Origin of the sequence: Anatilimnocola aggregata (assembly GCF_007747655.1) — a bacterium.
Lineage (GTDB): Bacteria > Planctomycetota > Planctomycetia > Pirellulales > Pirellulaceae > Anatilimnocola > Anatilimnocola aggregata.
Map to the genome: position 1 here is coordinate 7773437 of NZ_CP036274.1, position 17497 is coordinate 7790933.

Here is a 17497-nt window from a genome sequence, read left to right on the forward strand (position 1 = left end):
GCAACTGGTCCGATCGCAGCTATGAGCACACCCACCACTTCGCCGATGCGAGCCACACGCTCGTCCGCTCTGCGGACGGGGCGGGCCGGGCGAAAGCTGCGCCGGGGCTATGTGACACTGTTTTCGATCATGCTGATTGTGATCGGCATTGTCACGTTGATGCTGGTGGTGAACTGGACCTATCTGGTCCTCGTCAGCCGCCGCACGTTGCAGCTCACCGACAACCTCGCGCTCACGTCGGTCAGCAGGCTCCTCGATGAGGCCGTGCTGCGCGACACCTATAACTTCCCGGCCACACAAGCCGACGATCTGACCGAAGCCAACAACGATGTGAAGGTCGGTGGCACCAGCTTTCTGGCGCTGAACAATGCGGCGGCCGGTCCTTCGCTGCGACCATTGCCGTCGCAAGTGAATGTGATTGGTGCCCGCATCGAGAATGCCGCAGCACCCGTCGGGCCCAGCAATTACACCACGATGCCTGGGAATAACCAGCCTTACAACACACTAGTCGTCGAAGTCTTCCGTGGTGGTGAATTAAGTAGTCCGAACCCGGTGAAAACGATTCTCCGCGGCTTTGGTGCGCCGGAGCAGGCCCAAATCACAAGTTCGTCGTACGCCACGCTCGATAGCCGCGTCGTTGGTTTTCGCCCCACACTCACCGTCAACGCTCCTCTCGCTCCCCTCGCCGTAGATGCCGATGCCTGGTTCGTTCAGCGACCCAAAGGCGCACTCGACGATTCAATAAAAGATTTCCGTATCGAGTTCGACTTCACGCTACTTAACACCGCTGGTGCGGGAACGGCCACTTGTGCCCTTGTCGGGTTGAACGACGACGCTCCCCTGACTGCCTCAGCCCTTGCTGGCCAGGTGACAGACGGCATCGGGCCCACAGATGTAAACACCAGTGGCCAGTTCGGGCCGTTGGTCTTGGCACAGCCTCTCCGGGTGAATGCCACGCAAACGAGCCCATCGATGGATGTGGCGGAAACCATTGCCGCTGCCTTCAACACGGTTGCGGCGAGCAACAATCCCCGGCGGGCATTTCCCGTTTACACCGGTGCCTATGCAGACCGACTCGAGATTGTGGGATTTGTCGGTGCCCGCATCCTTAGTGCCGACGCGGCCCTCTTCGCCAGCAATCCACGGCTGCGAGTTCGCTTGCAGCCTGCATTCATCGTCCACAGCACGGTCGAAACCCAATTTCAATTTCCGGTACCGATCATTCCTGATCCGAACCCGACCGTTCCTGAAAACCTGTACATCCACAAAATCCGATTGACACGCTAAGCCAGCTAAACGCTGATTCGCCCGAAGGAGCTGCCCGAATGTTTCTGAAATCGACCCGGCATACCGGAGAGAAGAGCGGCGTCATTCCTGCCGAGCCGATCTTGCACGTCGAAAACGCGGAAGCAGATTTCCAGCGGATCAAGACAGGCATTCATCGCGAACTGCTCGACTCGCTCGACCTGTCGCGAATCGCCGGCCTGACCGAAGAAGAGCTGCGCGAAGACATCCGCCATCTGGCCGAAGGCATGCTGCGAGCGCGCTCGCGCAAGCTGCCAGCCATCGACGAAGATCGCCTGGTCGAAGAACTGATTGCCGAATCGTTCGGCCTCGGCCCACTCGAAACGTACATGCAAGATCCCGACGTCACCGACATCCTCGTCAACGGCCCGAGCGAAGTATATGTCGAACGCTTGGGACGCCTGCAAGAGACCAACACCGTCTTCGCCGACAACGACCACCTGTTGCAGATCATTCAACGTGTGGCCGCTCGCGTTGGTCGCCGCATCGACGAACATTCGCCGATGGTCGACGCGCGCTTGGCTGATGGTTCGCGCGTGAATGCGATCATCCCGCCCCTCGCACTCGGCGGCCCGGTCCTTTCCATTCGCCGCTTCGGCCATCGCCCGCTGCAAATTAACGATGTCCTGGTCCGCGGTTCGGTCTGTCCCGAAATCATGGCCGTGCTCGAAGCGGCCATCGAAGGCCGCATCAACCTGATGATCAGCGGCGGTACCGGCAGCGGTAAAACGACTATGCTGAACATCCTCTCGCGTTACATCCCCGCAAACGAACGGCTGGTAACCATCGAAGACTCGGCAGAACTCAATCTGCAGCGAAAACACGTCGTCAAACTCGAGACTCGCCCCAAGAGTCCCGAAGGTGCCTCCGAAGTCACCCAGCGCGACCTGGTTCGCAATGCTCTCCGCATGCGTCCCGACCGGATCATCCTGGGCGAAGTTCGTGGTGGCGAAGCGCTCGACATGTTGCAAGCGATGAACACGGGTCACGAAGGTTCGCTGACCACGATTCACGCCAACGACACGCGCGATGCCCTCTCACGGCTCGAAGTGATGGTGAGCATGAGTGGCTTCGACCTGCCGGTGAATGTTGTCCGCCGTTACATCGCCTCGGCAATCACCGTCGTCGTGCACCTGGCACGCCTCAAGGGTGGTGCCCGCCGCGTGATGAAGGTTTCGGAAATCACCGCGCTCGAGAATGGCGAATACACCGTGCAGGACTTGTTCGGCTTTCAGCAAACGGGCGTCGACGAGCGGGGCATCGCCCGCGGACACTTCTATGCCACCGGAAACAAACCCAACTTTGCCCGCCGCCTGGCCGAAACGGGCATCGACTTGAACGAGCGGCTCTTCACCGCTCGCAAACTGACAGCTGACTCAGCCATTGGACCGATGAGCAGCGCCGAAGGGGCCCAAGCCCTCGCGTTGCAGGAGAACCTGGCATGACCGCACAACTGGCAATTGTCACCATTACCTTCGCGTCGGTTTCGACCGCGCTCGCTGCACTCGGATTTTTCCTGCGCGACCTGTTCGCCAAGCCGCAAACGAGTCGGGCTCGCCTTGAATTCCAAGCCGAAGAGCCCGAAGGTGGCATCGATGGCTGGTTCTTTCGACTCGTTGAGCAGTCGGGAGTCGCCATTGATGCAACCTCTGCCATGCTGATTGTGGTGGGCTGTGGCATTGCCGGGCTCGGCATTCCGCTGGTGCTGTTCGAAAACTTTCTCGGTGCTGCGGGGGGCATGATTCTGGGCGTCACGCTCGGGTTGTTGTACTTTGCCGTGCTGCGATTCTTTCGCCTCCGCACGATGCAAAAGCACCTACCCACCGCGCTGCAGGCCGTTTCCGATTCGATCCGCAGCGGTCAGACATTGTCGGAAGCGTGCGATATGGTTTCCAAAGAAATCAAAGGACCGCTGGGGGCCGAATTCGGATACGCCCACGAACAACTCGAATTGAGTCATTCGCCGGTCAGCGTGATGACGCGCATGGCCCGCCGCATTCCCCTTCCCGAGTTTCGCATTTTTACGACAGCAGTTGTCGTGCATCGCCGCGCGGGTGGAAATCTTTCCCTCCTCAGCGAACGCATGAGTAAAGCAGCCCGCGATCGCCAGGAAGTTCGCAGCCACTTGATGGCCGTGACCGCCGGTGGCCGGCTGTCGGCAATCGGCATGGTCGTTTGCACCATTGTGGCCCTGATTGCACTCAGCTGGATGGACCGTGGATACGTCGACCGCTTTCTGTCGAACCCCAAAGGCCCCTGGCTGCTCGCCACCGCTGTTGGCTTGCAAATTGTCGGTGCCATTTGGGTGTGGCGAATCCTCCGCACGAGCTACTAACCGGTTTCACTCGCACGCAGGTTGAGGCGTTTCGGGCACACCAGAAGAAATCACGGACTCGCAATGATCGAAAACATTCAAACCTGGCTGGCCGATCAGAACGCACCCGAGTGGCTGCAGAGTCCCTCGTCGTGGCTGGTGATTGGCTGCTTCCTGCTTGCCATTCCCGTGATCGTGCGCCTCCTGCTCAAGCGTAAGCGACCGGAACAACCGCCGGAATCTCCCGCTGCAATTCGCCGGCGCGGCAATGGCGGCGTCTTCGGTTCTTTAACAGACGCCTTGGCCGGCCAGATTCCGGAATCCGAAAAGGAACGAGTCGAGTTCGGCCAGATGTTGCGGCAAGCGGGTTTGTACAGCCCCACCGCTCGCGCCAGCATTTATGCCTACCGGTTTCTGTTCCTGGTCTTCCCGCTGATTTGTGCGGGAATCCTCGTCGTTTTCTCACCGCCAGAACATACCTGGCGAATTCTGATTGGCGGCGGCATCATCGCCGCGATCCTGTCGATCGTGCCGCGTTTGTGGGTTTACTTTCGCCGCTCGAGTCGTCTGGCGCAAATCAATGCGGGCCTGGCCGACATGCTCGATATGCTCGGCATGTGCTTGGGTGGCGGTATGCCCTTGTCGCAAAGTCTCGATCATGTTTCGAAGAACCTCACCTCGTACCCCGCACTCTCCGAAGAGCTGCAAATCATGCGACGCCAGTCCGATCTGGGAAGCATGCGGATGGCTCTCACCGACTGGGCGAATCGAATTGACAGTCCCGATGTGCGGCAAGTGGCAACCCTCCTTTCCCGCGGCGATCAACTCGGTTCGAGCATGAGTGGCTCACTACTCGCGCAGGCCGATCACCTCCGTTCGACCCGCAAGAATCTCGCGAACCTGCAAGCGAATCGGCTCCCGGTATTCCTCACCTTTCCGCTACTCTTCTGCTTCGCCCCGGCAGCGCTCATCATCCTGATGAGCCCGGCCTTCATGGAACTGGACGAATTCTTCGACCCCAGCAACACCAGCAATCCCCTCGTGAACAATAACCGGATGGGAACGACGGCCATTGTCGATACGCTGAATGCCCTCGACCAGAATGTCGATACCGATCCAGGTCGGATCGCCATGCCAACGAATAGTCCGTTGTTTCAAGAGCGTTTCCGACGGCCCCAACGACGGCAGGGCGAACAGTTTAATTATCGGTCTGCGAATCCGTACGTGACCCAAGAAGAGTAATGGTCAGCTATACGTCTGACCTCAGCCTAGTTCAACCCGCTGTCCCCTCGAAAGCCTGCGAAGGAATTTGGGGGGACAGCTCTCGGTTTCTTGACGAAGCGTTTGTCCACCTATCGCTGACTGAGATCAATCACGCGCTCGGCTACGAGATGCGGTTTGCGGATGGCCTCGACCATGCCGCGCTTGCCATAGATGCCGACGGGCTTGTTCTCGTAGCGGCGCAGATTCATGCCCGGGCCCGGCGTGACAAAAGCCACTGGGTTTCCATCGGCGTCGACAATCGCATAGGGAGCAATCTTGGTCTGCCCATCGCGACTGATCACTGGCTGCAACATCCCCACGCCATCGTAGCGGGCATCGGCGGCCGAAGCGGCACCGCCGCGCGTCGCTGCTATCAGTGGATCGTTGGGCAAGTCGAACGTCTCTTCGAACTTTCGAATCTTCTCCAGCAGCAGTCGCGCTTGCCCACGCTCTTGCGGAGTCTGACCGCCGTCGACAATCTTTTGCGCTTGCACACGGATCGGTTCGAGATTCCACGTTTCGCGCGGCTGAGCAATTCGCAGCGACAATTCCAGATCGAGTTGCGTCAACTTCTCGCTGGCATTGGCACTATCGAACGCAGGCTGATTACTGAGCGTGAGTGGTTGCACGGTCGTCGTTCGTGCGGGGCCTGAACTGGCTTGATTCGGCTGAGACTGAACGCGTGGCGTCTCGTGAATGCTATTTTGCAGGCGTTCGCTACTGGCCATGCGCAGTTCGGTAGAGGGAGCCGGTACACCGGCGGTGTTATCAATCCTGCGCGGCTTGCGCGGCACAAAACCATCAGGGGCGATTGCATTGCTGCGAGAAAGATCGATTGTCTGCTGATGTTGAGCAGGACGAACATCTTCGCGCTCGCTCTTCTTGGCATCGTGCAAGGCGATGTGATCGTTCACCGGGGGCGTCAGGTCGGTGAGGATAATCGCGTGTTGGGCCGGTTTGATCGGCCGCTCAGTGGCCGCGGCAAGTGCCGTCAACGAATCCTTGGCGCGATTCACGCCGGTTCCAATCGCCCTCTGCAGCTCGGGCAGATCGCGTTTCGTACTTGTCAGGGCTGCCGGCTCTGCTTCGCGCGGCGGCGTGCGTGAGACTTGGCTAACGTGAATCCAGCGAAACTCGCCCGCGGGGGGCGCGATTTTTAACCAGGTTTCGTTTCCCTCGGTCGATTGCACCGTCTTTTGGCCGATCACTTCAATCAACTCGCCCGGGCGCAATTTGACCTGGTATTTGTGTTCGCGCACGGACGGAAACAAGGTGCCGATCCACGACTGCGTTTCGATCAGCACGCGATGAATTCCTTCATCGTCGGTTTCTTCGACCGTGTCAGCGGGCACCCAACTGAAGCTGCCAGTGGGGGGACGAATCCCCAACCAACTGCTCCCTTCGCGGCGATAGACTTCGACCTGATCCCCCTCGAACAGTTCGTCCGTGGGATAAAAATTTCGCGAGGGACCACTATGGACGTTTGTCTGTGGCACCGAGACATAGGCCGTGTAGGGATAGTCTTCGGCAGCAGCAGCCACTCGCGCAGCGCCACTCATTCCAGCCAAAACGATGGTGGCAATCAGCAGGTAATCGCGCATGGGCGGACTCACGCAACAAGAACAGGTGCTTCAACCACGAAACTCAAACGTGGCGAATCACTGCGGCTTGTAGCGAACCGAGTCCCTGCGAGCAAGATCAGTAACCATCCATGCTGGCCAGTAGAGTGGGCCGAATCGCGCTATCGGCTTCCCAATCTCGCAGGATTCAGCCGCGAAGAGGCCCACCAAGAGGGAAGGCAGCTGATGCGACCGTTCTGGCCGCGAAAGCGCTGGCGGTGACCGGTTGGAAGCACATGCTCGCCACCTAACTTGTTTGGCGCTTTCGCGGAACGCGAGACCTCCACCGTTCCCAACCACCTTGGTGGGCCTCGTCGCGGGAAACTCATTTGTCATAGCCAAGACCATCGAAGCGACCTCGGCCACACCCTACGTGTAACAGCGTGAACGGTTAGCAAGATCAAGAATTCTTACTCTGCTAGCGAATTTTCGACTTCAGCCGGAGTATTCAGCGAAGAAAGTGGGGAGGTGAGCAACTGCGGCGGAGCAGCCTTGCCACCCATGAATCCCTGGCATTTGCCAACGAAAGCATTCCAGTAATAGCGCGACCAATAGGGCCGAAGTCGCAAGGCCATGATCAGGCTGCCACCCAGCGAGCGGCATAAATTCATCGCCACGGCCATGGGCGGAAAATGGTGCTTGCGAAACAAGTATCCCCGTCCCCGGCAATACTTGAAATTCCGCTGCTGCAATTGTTCGTCCAGCGTTTGCATGGGATTGGGATGATGAATGACCAACTCGGGGTGATACTCAAGCCTCAACCCTCGCTCCATCATCCGCAGCAGCAGGTCGGGCCCTTCGTCGGAGTTCCACGGAGTTTCGCAGCCCACACCCATCCGTTCGTCGTAACGCAGATCTCCCAAGGGAGCGCGGCGAGCGAACAGCGCCGCTTCTATGCAGCGGTGCAGAACGTTTTGGCGAGTGATGCGACCGGCTTTGGCATCTGCCTTGCCCATGAACTCGACCGTTGCCGAGATGGCGGTAACCTCTGGGTCGTCAAAGCAGTGCAGTACACGCTCCAGGAAGCCAGCCGGATAGTGCGAGTCGTCATCGGGAAAAGTAATGAACTCTCCCTGCGCGAAACTCCAACCGTAGTTGCGCGCACGCGAGGCACCTCGTCCCGTCATCGGCAAATGCCGAATCGTGAACTCAGCCTGTTGCTGAGCCAGTAGTTCGCCAGTGTCGCGCTTGCCACTCTGATCGACGACAATCAGTTCCAATTCGCGCAGGTCGACCCGGTCTCCGCCTTGCAAGTGCAAGTGGTCGATGAACCGCTGCAACTCGGCAGGGCGACCGATGGTGGGAACAACGAGCGAAAACTTCACGAAACTTTTTCCTCAGTTGCGAAGGCCATGCCTTTTGCGGTCAGTGCCCACGGCGAGGCATGACACCACACGCCAACGAAGTAACCGGCCGCCAGCCATTCCAAGATAACTTGCGCTGCGGTGCAACTCGCGGCGGCAATGGCCAGGCCCATCAAGCCGCCATAAGCGGCTCCATAGGCACCAGCGATAATCGCGGCACTGCCGCACAGAGATGTAATCAATAGCACGCTCCAGCGGTGCCCTGTCATCAGCAACATATAGCCGCAGGGGCCCAGCAAATTGGCGGAGAGTTGCCCCAAGGTGAGAATCATCAAAGCACTGGCCGCCACTTTGTAGTGCGGCTTAAAGGCAATCGACAAAATCTGTTCGGGAACCAGAAGCAGTCCCAGGCAAGCGATGAGTGCGGGAATGGCAGCAAGTGTTGTCATCTTCCGCACGAGGTGCTGTAGTTCAGCCAGTTTGCCCCGCGAGTAAAGATCGGGAATGTTGGCGATGATCGCCAGCAGCGCTAATTGCTCCGGAATCCCCACGAGTAGGACCAAGCGCTTGGCGCTGCCATAAAAGGCAACATCGTCGGTGCCGAGAAACCTGCCCGCCACCCACAGATCGGCCGAGAGTGTGCAAAAGGCCGCGATTTGCGAAAGGGCAATCGGCAGCGCGTCGGCAGCCAGATCGCGGAAAGAGGGAACGTGCTCGGCAGACATGCTGGCAAGCAGTCCGGCAGTTCCGGGCGCAGGCATCGTTTTCCACAAGCGCCACGCCGTCAGCCCGCCAGTGAAGAGAATCGCGTGCAGCAGCAGGATTGCGACATAGGTGCTCGTCAGCAGCGTCGATTGCCAGAGGAACACTAGCGCGAGAACGAGCATGAACGCCGTTACCGCGATGGGACCACCCGATTGGCCGCCACTAAGCAGATTCGACCATCGCACTTCGTGCAGGCCGCGCAAGATCGCCACGCCCACCAGTTGCCAGGAGAGCACAACGATGGCGGTGGCGATTGCCAAACTAAGGAGTGGGTTGCGCGGCAAATGAAAGAAATCGAAGCCATGCACCCAGAAGTAAATCGACACTGCCGTTGCCACGACCAGAGTCGTACAGAACAACAACTGCCCGCAGCGGGCAATGAGCGGCCGAATCGAGGCCAAGCGCTGATGGGCCAAACGCTCCGCCACGAGCCGAATCATGGCTTCGGGAAGGCCAAACGAAGCGACCATCGCCGCCAGGCCAATCAGGTTGATGATCAGCAGCACTTCGCCGCAGACGGAATCGCTGAAGAGCTTGGGCAGCAAGAACGCGAGCGCCGCAGTCGAAGCGACACTCCAAGCGCGGGCCAAGACAACCCACAACACGGAATGCGAGAGAGGGAGCACCGCGACGTCGTTCGTAACGGCTTGGCCTTCGTCAACATCCGCGCATTCCCGCACAGCGGCAAGCGCCGCAAGATCGTTCGACGGGAGTTGTGAAGTTGCGTCCATCAGAAACTCAAGTAAGTCCGCATTCGGCGGCGAAATCCGCGTCTTACAGACAAGAATAACTTGAGCTCTCCAGTATAGTCCTCGGCCTTCCATTCGATAGTTGAACGTTTCGCCTCTCCCTCCCAGGGAAAGTCATTTGCGGGAATTCCTCCTCACAATTGGTACGGGCCGCAGGACTGGTACCATTCGCCGGGCATGTTATTTTGATGCCGGTCAGAACGTTTTCCTTGGTTTGCGCCTCTTCCCGAGATTTGCCCATGTGCAGTTCACTTTGTCCACGAATTCACGCTCCCTTGCTCGCCATCCTCGGTCTGCTGGCCGCGTCATTCGCGCCCGCGCAAGCAGCAGAACCGATCGCCGAGCCCACGAAGATCGATTTGTTTACGGGGGGGAAGGAAGGCTACGAACTGTTTCGCATTCCGGGAATCATCCGCACGGGCAACGGAACCCTGCTCGCCTATTGCGAAGCGCGCCGTAGTGCCAAGGGAGATTGGGGACACATCGACTTGGTTGCCCGTCGCAGTACCGACAATGGCCTAACGTGGACACCGATGAAGAAGCTCGTCGAACTGGAGGGGAAGTTCGAACGTAACCCAGCAGCTGTGGCGCAAAAGCTCGGCAGGGAAGGGGAAATCACGCTCAACAACCCGATCGCCATTGCCGACCCGCGTCCGTACATCGTGCACTTTCTGTACTGTGTCGAATACAACCGCTTGTTCTACGTTCGTAGCGAAGACGATGGCTTCACCTTCAGCAAGCCGCTCGAGTTGACGGCCGCGGTCAACAAACTCACGCCGAGTTACGCCTGGCAAGCTTTGGCCGTTGGTCCGGGGCACGGCATTCGCCTGGAGAACGGCCGCCTGCTCGCGCCGGTCTGGCTCTCGACGGGCAAGGGTGGTCACGCTCATCGGCCCTCGATCATCAGCACCATCTATAGCGACGATGAGGGCAAGACCTGGCAAATGGGAGACGTCATCGCTGGCGAAACGAAGCCCCTCGTGAATCCGAACGAGTCGATTCTGCTGCAGTTGGCCGATGGCCGCGTGATGATTAACAGTCGGAGTGAGTCGCCCGAACATCGCCGCGCGGTTTCGATCAGTCCCGATGGCAGCACTGGTTGGAGTGAGCCGAAGTTCCATGACCAGTTGTTGGAACCGATTTGCATGGCCAACCTGGTGCGCTGGACGACCACCAAAGAGAGCGATAAAAACCGCATTGTGTTCTCGAACCCGCACAACCTGGAGCGAGCGAATGCCAAGCCCGGTCAAGGACGAGATCGAAAGAACGTCTCGCTCAAACTCAGTTACGACGAGGGCGCAACCTGGCCGGTGAACAAGACGCTGGAAGCAGGACCCAGTGGCTACAGCGACATGGCCATCGCCCGAGACGGAACGTTGATTTGCTTTTATGAGCGAACAACGCCTGACGAAGCCCCCAACAGCAAGTCACCCAAACTCACGATTGCCCGTGTGAGCCTGCAATGGCTCACCGATGGCAAAGATCAACTTCCACAGGAATAGCTCGCGCGATCGTGACGACTATTCGGCATCACGCTCGGTGAGTAGTTCTGTCAGGCGTTCGGTCAGCGCTTCTGCGGTGTGAATGCGCCCAGTGGGGAGCGCGAAATCGCGAGTGCGAGGGTCAGTTGCCAAAGTCTTCGAAAACTTGGCGACATCGTCCTTCGTTTGCAGTTGCTTGAGCCGAGTAGCGCCGTCCTTCGCGCGCACCATCTTATCAACGACATAGCGGCCGTCTCGCGTCCACGAGAGCCGCTCCAGTCGATCGTAGGCAGTCGGATCGCCGACCAACTTTCTCATGAACGCGCGGCCATCGGGTGTCTTCAGGATCTTGGCCAGGGGCGAAGTATCGGAAAGTAGATCTTCGTAGAGCGCCTCGCGATCGTCGGGAAGCTCGAGACCTTTCTCTTCAAGCATGCGGAACACAGACTCCGCATCGCTGCGGGTGATCAGGAAGCCAGGCGAATAAAAGGTATTGCGCCGCAATTGTTGTTCGACCGCGCTGCCGATCTCGGCGGCCGTTAGCTTCTTCGGTTGGTTCTCTTTCGTCGAAACCTGCGTCCCCTTGCGCTGGGCAGGTTGCGGCTTGGCTTGCCCGAACACTGGTGTATTGAGCAGACAGCTGGTCCCGACGACGAACAAAGCGGCAACAAATTGTTGGCGAGACAGTTGGCAGACACGAGTTGTCATCGGCGGAAGTCCTTCAAAATCATACAAACGGAATAACTGTACCCGGCGGCGGCTAAAGCTCGGGTTGATCCCCAGCGACCTTGAGAAAATCTAGCTTGCTTTTTGTACTTTTCCCGCCTCCGGTTCCTTTTCGTACTAGGTTTCAACATAGAACGCCGGCATCCCCGTAGTTCTGTTTCTCATCTAGTTGTTTGCTGCCCGACTGCGTGCCTCAAGGCAACAGCCGTGATCTGCGGCAGTCCATTGCAGGGAGATTGATTTATGTCCGCTTCGCCAGTCTTTCGTCGTTCCGCATCCCGGGCAGCGATGCATGGTCGTCGCGGAAAAATCATCGTGATGACCGCCTTCCTCATGACCACCATGATGGCGATGATCGCCTTCTCGGTCGACGTGGGTTACATGGCTGTCACTCGCACCGAGATTCAAATCTGCACCGACGCTGCTGCTCTCGCAGGCGCTGCGGGGCTCGTCGACGGAAGCGCTGCGGCAGTTACGCAAGCAACCTCTTACCTTGGCAAGAACAAAGTCGGCGGACAGACGCTCACCGCCTCGAATGCCACGATCGTCACTGGCATGTGGAACGACACCACGAAGGTGTTCACTGCGGGCGGTGACACGCCCAACGCCATCAAGATCAACACTAGCCTCAGTAACACGCCGCTGTTCTTTGGCAAAGCGCTGAATAAGCAGAGCTTTAACACCAGTGCCCAATCGATCGCCACGTATCAGCCGCGCGATATCGCGCTCGTGCTCGATTACTCGGGCTCGATGGCCTACGACAGTCAATTCCGCAACATGAGCCTGATTGGCAAATCGGCCATCGAAGCGAATCTGCTGCAAATCTGGCAAGAACTCGGCTCGCCGACGTACGGCACATTGCCATTCACTCCACTCGCGTACGGTGATCGCAATACGTCCAAGTCATCCGTGAAGAGCAAATTCAAACTCACTAATGTCGCCTATCCCTACCCTGATGGTTCTTGGGATGAGTACATCGACTATGTGCAAGACAACAGCTACATCAACTCAGCCGGCTATCGCTGCAAGTACGGGCTCATGACTTGGGTTCACTTTCAGATGGAGAAGTTCGGTTCGGCAGCCGATTCGCCTGGCTTCCATGTGACCAGCCAACAGCCACTCACAGCTCTCAAAGATGCAGTTGATGAATTCCTCGGCTTCCTCTCCGAGAATAGCACCGACGATCGTGTGGCCTTCTCGCTCTACACCGCCTCCGATAACACGGCGAAACTGGAACAGGCCCTCACGAAGACCTACACGCTTGTTTCCGACAAAGTGCAAGGCCGCCAGGCCGGGCATTATGTGGGCAGCACGAACATTTCTGCCGGCATGACCAAGGGTCGCTTGGAACTGCAGAACAATTCCCGTGTTGGCGTCTCGAAGTTGCTCGTGCTCATGACCGACGGTGAAGCAAACCTGCCGACCGGCAATACCTCGACCGACAAGCAAAAGGTGCGCGACGAAGCGGCTCTCTGTGCTGCTGCGAAGATTCCCGTAGTCACCATCACGGTGGGTGCCGGAGCCGACGTCGACCTGATGCAAGAAGTGGCCGATATCACCGGCGGTGCAGCGTTTGTCGTTCCCGGTGGCCAGCCCATCTCGCAAGTTCAGGAACAACTCGAGCAAGTCTTTTCTCAAGTTGCCGCCGACCGCCCGCTGAAGCTGGTGCAGTAAGCACCTGTGACGCGTTTGCAGTTGAAACACACTGAAGCCCTCGTTTCCTGGTGAAGCGAGGGCTTTTTTCGTCGTTTGATTGACCCTGACCGCGCCGATCCCCGAATTCAAACTCCGAACTTGTTTCTTCTGCGGCTGCGTGCGAAGATAACTCCCGGCAGGGGCGTCTCTTCTGGAACAAGAGGTGGTGTAATGGCAGCTCGCAGCAAGCGCGCGAACGCGCGTGGAACGGGCAGGCTCTTCTTTTCTTTCACCGCAGGCTGGCTGATTTTTGCCACAGCCCTTTCGGCCCAGCAGCCGGCCGGCGAACAGCAAATTCAAGATCATCTGGCAGCGGGTGAATTTGGCCCCGCGAAGGCAGCCGCTCAGGACGTGGGCGATGCCCGCGTGCGCGATCGACTCCTGGGCGACATTGCTGCCGCCCAGGCAAATGCTGGCGCTAAAGCCGGATCTCTCGAAACAGCAGCGGACATTTCTTCGGACCTCGCTCGGAGCGGGGCCTTGCAGCAAGTTCGCAAGGCAGCGGGTTCGCGCTGGTTTGGTCGCGGCGGTGGTGTGCAGGCCGACTTCGATCCACTTATTGAATTGATTACTTCAACCATTGAGCCCGATAGCTGGCAAGATGTGGGCGGACCAGGTTCGGTGAGCGGTTTCGATGGTGGTGTGCGGGTCGATGCGCTCGGGCTACTGCGGCGAATGACGCCGCGCACCGATGCAGCACTCGAAACCGTGCGCAGTTCGGCCAGCCAGATTGGCTCGTCGCACAATCCGCGCAAGAAGTCGGTGCTGCGAAAAATCTCGCTCAATCGACTCGAACGGGAACTGCAACTGCTGCAAGCAGCCGGCAAATCGCCCGATGAAACCATGAAGCTTCTCGCCGGGCTGCAGCGCATCAAGTACCTGCTCGTCTATCCCGAAACGGGCGACATCGTCATCGCTGGCCCCGCCGATGATTGGCGTCAGAACAACGAAGGTCGCTGGGTCGACATCGAGAAGCAGCGCCCGATTGTGCAGCTCGATGACCTGGTCGTGACCTTTCGCAATGCTTTCAGTGCCGAACCTAAATTCGGCTGCTCGATCAATCCCACCAAGCCTGGGCTGGCCGAAGCGCAAGCGGTCAACGATCGCTGGGCCGCGAAAGGCCCCATGAAGCCCTCACAGCGTGCCGAGTTTCTCGAAGAACTGCGGGCCGGTCTCGGTCGGCAGGATATCGTCGTTTACGGTCTCGATCCTCAAACTCGCGCTGCCCGTGTGATGGTCGAGGCCGATTACCGCATGAAGCTCGTCGGCATGGGTCTGGAAGATGGAACGCTCGGCGTCACGAGTTATCTCAATTCGCTCGATCCCAAGCGTCACGATCTGAACAACCTGAGCGTGCTCCGGTGGTGGTTCACCCTCAATTACGATTCGCTGCAAGCGACCGAATCGCGCGATGCCTTCGAACTGAAGGGTCCCGGCGTGAAAGTCCTCAGCGAGAACGAAATGCTCAGCGAACAAGGGGACCGGATTCACACCGGTCGTAGCAGCGAAGTGAACAGCCTGTTCGCTGAAAGCTTTACCAAGCACTTCGAGATTCTGGCCGCGAAGTATCCGGTCTATGCCGAATTGCGTAACGTGTTCGATCTGGCCCTGGTCGCCGCAGTCGTTCGCAGCCACGATTTGCCCGGGCAAGTGAATTGGCATCTGACCCACTTCGGGCCCGATGGCACATACGAGCCCGAACTGGACTTCGCACCGACCAAGGTCGATTCGGTAATTAACCACCGCATCATCGAAGGCAAAAGCCTGGTCGCCGGCGTTAGTGGTGGTGTCACCGTCGATGCTCGCGGGTTGGCCACCAAGACCGCCATCAAAACCGATGAGTACGGCCTGCTGAAAAGTGAACGCTCGGCCAGCACGCCGAAAGAACTCCCCCGCCGTCACTGGTGGTGGGATTAATTGCTGGCAATCTCAACTATTGAAGTTGAGGAAACGGGGCCTGGCACTCTCGCCTGCGCCCCAGCGCTGAGGTTCGAATTCTTACTTACGCGCGCTTGCGTTGCTTGCTGCGCAGCTTGAACGCGATGTCGGCGCGATTAACGCTACATTGCGGATGCTCGCCCGATCGCGAGTAGGATACCTTGCCGCAGATGGGGCAAGTGCGTGGGCTGATGGAGGCAAAGACCGGCGTAGGCTTCTTTTCGCTCATGGCTTGCTTTCAGATTCGAGCCGACCTTGACGGATCGGCTATTCGCTCGGGAATGAATTCGCGCGGCGCATCAGCAATGCCCATCCAAGACATCTGACTCGCGATTGTCCTTCGCCATCGACAGCGCGTGGAATGAACCGGCACGCACGGCGGTCGATGTACTTCCCTGTAGGCCACGAATCATTAGGTCCAACGTGGCAACTGCCAGACAGCTGCAATCATCGCAGCACCGACACGGCCCAACGGAAATTCCCAGTCTTCCAAGCCAAGAGGTTGCGGAGTTCAGCGAACTGGCAATCGCAAGTTCGTGTGGCTCCTACGCTTACCCCTCAGTATGACCAGCCAGATTCAAAAGACAAGCTGCCACCGTTGGAGTTCCGCCTTTAGGCGGTCCTTGTACCCCTGACCCTTGCACCCGTTCACCGCCTGAAGGCGGAACTCCAACCAATGCCAAGTGGGTATTGCGGGTTACGCGGATTGCAGCCTGATGTCCGCTGCGAACAGATTGCTGAATTCGCAGAGCTAGCAGAAGTTTGTGGCTAGGCCGCCCCCCGTTATTCACCTATAACGAGATAAGTCGGTCTGACGTCATGAGCGCAAGCGCACAGTTTTTAATTGATTCGCCGCCCTTCTTTCGCCTCTCCCACTTGGCGGACCACCACGCTGGTCTCTTTCTCTCGGCCCCGAAAGTTAACGGGGGCCGCGTATCAATTATGTCAGGGTTCTTTAGTGGCTACGCGCTTGTACGTCGGTAATCTCAGTTACAACATGACCAACGAATCGCTCGAACAACTGTTCAACGAATTCGGCTCGGTCAAGAGCGCCCAAGTGGTGCAAGACCGCGACACCGGTCGCAGCAAAGGCTTCGGCTTCGTCGAAATGGGTGATGGCTCGCAAGCTCAGGCTGCGATCACCGCGCTCAACCTGAAGGAAGTCGACGGCCGCGCCTTGACCGTCAACGAAGCTCGTCCGCGTGAAGAACGCAGCTTTGGTGGTGGTGGCGGCGGCGGTCGCAGTGGTGGTGGTGGCGGTCGCAGCGGTGGCGGCGGCGGCTACGGTGGTGGTGGAGGAGGCGGTGGTGGCGGTCGTCGCTACTAAGCGACTTCCGGCGCGTCGCGCTCTGTTGTTTGGAATCTACGTGCGCGCAGGGGCCTATTGCCTCTGCGCCTCACTTGATCTCGTCCCCAGGAGTTTTTACTGATGGCTCAAAAGCGTCGTGCCCCCATACCAAACAAGCGTCAAGTTGCCCGAGCCCCTCAATCGGAAGTGCGCCGCAGCTTGCTCGCCAGTCCCGTCCTGATGGAACGGGCAGAGCCCATCGTTTACGGCAAGCCTTTCATCGTGGCCGAGGACTCCAGCAAGAACACCTTCGTCTACAAACAGGGCGCCTGGGTACCTCACGACAGCATCGCCGAAATTCGTAAGACTTGTCTCGTCAAGGAATTGCCGCAACGACTGAACAACATGATTCGTTATGAGGTCCGTGCGCCGGAATAAAGTACTTGGTGCGCTAAGAAGTTCGACGCTGCGAACCAATTGCCCAGCGTCGAAGGAGTTGCTTTATGGGTTTTCTGCAACGGCTCAGCAACTGGTTCAGTCAGGGCGGGCGTGAAGAAAACCTGCTTCAGCAAGCAGTCGACCTGGCCAAAGAAAAGCAACCTGCCGAGGCGATCAAAATCTACAACGAGCTGCTTCGCTCGCAATCGGCCAGCAGCATCTTAAAAGCCCGCGCGCTCTTTAATCGCGCGCTGGCTTATTCTTCTCTCAAAGACGATCAGCGGGCCGCGGCTGACCTGCAAACTCTCGTCTCGTCGAACGACGCCCCCGAGAACGTCCGCTCCGCTGCCCGCACGCAACTCGTGCGCATTCGCAACCGAGCCTAGCTTTCGGGTGGCACGTGGTGTACTCACCCGTGTTTCTTCCAGTCTTTTTCATTACGTCCGAACTGTCCTGAGCGCTGGACCTCTCCCAGCAGGTAATTATCCACCTGCACACGCCACGCGGCGGTGCCTTAGAAGTAGTGAAATTGCCATTTGCAGCTTCCACGCTTACATCAGGCTATCAGGGCTTGAGAACGACGCAGGAATTGAACGACGAACCGCCGCCAGC

At 58.4% G+C, this 17497-nt stretch carries 15 protein-coding genes; 10 read left to right on the forward strand and 5 right to left on the reverse strand.

Going from position 1 to position 17497, the window contains the following annotated elements:
* Positions 1 to 21 precede the first annotated feature (21 nt).
* The 4 genes from ETAA8_RS29595 to ETAA8_RS29610 all read left to right on the forward strand — a co-directional run bounded on the left by ETAA8_RS29595 (position 22) and on the right by ETAA8_RS29610 (position 4861).
* Complete coding sequence (locus ETAA8_RS29595; RefSeq protein ID WP_145097492.1) at positions 22 to 1287, forward strand: hypothetical protein; 1266 nt, start codon at positions 22 to 24, stop codon at positions 1285 to 1287.
* Positions 1288 to 1325: 38 nt separating this feature from the next.
* Positions 1326 to 2750 carry a CpaF family protein gene (locus ETAA8_RS29600; RefSeq protein WP_145097495.1) on the forward strand — a complete coding sequence of 475 codons (1425 nt, stop codon included), beginning with the start codon at positions 1326 to 1328 and terminating at the stop codon, positions 2748 to 2750.
* Positions 2747 to 3640, forward strand: a complete 894-nt coding sequence (locus tag ETAA8_RS29605; protein WP_145097498.1) for a type II secretion system F family protein — start codon at positions 2747 to 2749, stop codon at positions 3638 to 3640. The genes ETAA8_RS29600 and ETAA8_RS29605 overlap by 4 nt, the downstream gene beginning before the upstream one ends.
* 63 nt (positions 3641 to 3703) lie before the next feature.
* Positions 3704 to 4861, forward strand: a complete 1158-nt coding sequence (locus ETAA8_RS29610) for a type II secretion system F family protein (RefSeq protein WP_145097501.1) — start codon at positions 3704 to 3706, stop codon at positions 4859 to 4861.
* 110 nt (positions 4862 to 4971) lie between these two features.
* Here ETAA8_RS29610 and ETAA8_RS29615 read toward each other — a convergent pair whose 3' ends face one another.
* From ETAA8_RS29615 to ETAA8_RS29625, 3 genes are all read right to left on the reverse strand, one after another.
* Positions 4972 to 6483, reverse strand: a complete 1512-nt coding sequence (locus ETAA8_RS29615) for an SH3 domain-containing protein (protein ID WP_145097504.1) — start codon at positions 6481 to 6483, stop codon at positions 4972 to 4974.
* 428 nt (positions 6484 to 6911) lie between these two features.
* Entirely contained in the window at positions 6912 to 7826 is a 915-nt protein-coding gene (locus ETAA8_RS29620; RefSeq protein WP_145097507.1) for a glycosyltransferase family 2 protein, read from the reverse strand.
* Positions 7823 to 9301, reverse strand: coding sequence for a lipopolysaccharide biosynthesis protein (locus ETAA8_RS29625; protein ID WP_202921342.1), 1479 nt, complete (start codon positions 9299 to 9301; stop codon positions 7823 to 7825). Before ETAA8_RS29625 ends, ETAA8_RS29620 begins: the two co-directional genes overlap by 4 nt.
* 257 nt (positions 9302 to 9558) lie before the next feature.
* Between ETAA8_RS29625 and ETAA8_RS29630 the strand changes: the two genes are divergently transcribed.
* Positions 9559 to 10821, forward strand: coding sequence for a sialidase family protein (locus tag ETAA8_RS29630; RefSeq protein ID WP_145097513.1), 1263 nt, complete (start codon positions 9559 to 9561; stop codon positions 10819 to 10821).
* A gap of 18 nt (positions 10822 to 10839) precedes the next feature.
* Here the strand turns inward: ETAA8_RS29630 and ETAA8_RS29635 are convergent, their stop codons facing one another.
* Positions 10840 to 11508, reverse strand: coding sequence for a hypothetical protein (locus ETAA8_RS29635; protein ID WP_145097516.1), 669 nt, complete (start codon positions 11506 to 11508; stop codon positions 10840 to 10842).
* A gap of 261 nt (positions 11509 to 11769) precedes the next feature.
* On the opposite strand from ETAA8_RS29635, the gene ETAA8_RS29640 reads away from it, so the two are divergent.
* Both ETAA8_RS29640 and ETAA8_RS29645 read left to right on the forward strand, forming a co-directional pair.
* Positions 11770 to 13200, forward strand: coding sequence for a VWA domain-containing protein (locus ETAA8_RS29640; RefSeq protein WP_145097518.1), 1431 nt, complete (start codon positions 11770 to 11772; stop codon positions 13198 to 13200).
* A 192-nt stretch (positions 13201 to 13392) separates the two neighbouring features.
* Positions 13393 to 15138 (forward strand): DUF1598 domain-containing protein, encoded by a 1746-nt coding sequence (locus ETAA8_RS29645; protein ID WP_145097521.1) that lies wholly within the window; start codon positions 13393 to 13395, stop codon positions 15136 to 15138.
* An 85-nt stretch (positions 15139 to 15223) separates the two neighbouring features.
* Here ETAA8_RS29645 and ETAA8_RS35040 read toward each other — a convergent pair whose 3' ends face one another.
* A complete protein-coding gene (locus tag ETAA8_RS35040; RefSeq protein ID WP_202921343.1) occupies positions 15224 to 15388 on the reverse strand; it encodes a hypothetical protein in 165 nt (54 codons plus the stop codon).
* A 729-nt stretch (positions 15389 to 16117) separates the two neighbouring features.
* Here ETAA8_RS35040 and ETAA8_RS29650 point away from each other — a divergent pair.
* The 3 genes from ETAA8_RS29650 (at position 16118) to ETAA8_RS29660 (ending at position 17271) form a co-directional block, all read left to right on the forward strand.
* Complete coding sequence (locus tag ETAA8_RS29650) at positions 16118 to 16486, forward strand: RNA recognition motif domain-containing protein (protein ID WP_145097524.1); 369 nt, start codon at positions 16118 to 16120, stop codon at positions 16484 to 16486.
* A 102-nt stretch (positions 16487 to 16588) separates the two neighbouring features.
* Complete coding sequence (locus ETAA8_RS29655; RefSeq protein WP_145097527.1) at positions 16589 to 16885, forward strand: hypothetical protein; 297 nt, start codon at positions 16589 to 16591, stop codon at positions 16883 to 16885.
* A gap of 65 nt (positions 16886 to 16950) precedes the next feature.
* Entirely contained in the window at positions 16951 to 17271 is a 321-nt protein-coding gene (locus tag ETAA8_RS29660) for a tetratricopeptide repeat protein (RefSeq protein WP_145097530.1), read from the forward strand.
* Positions 17272 to 17497: the final 226 nt, after the last annotated feature.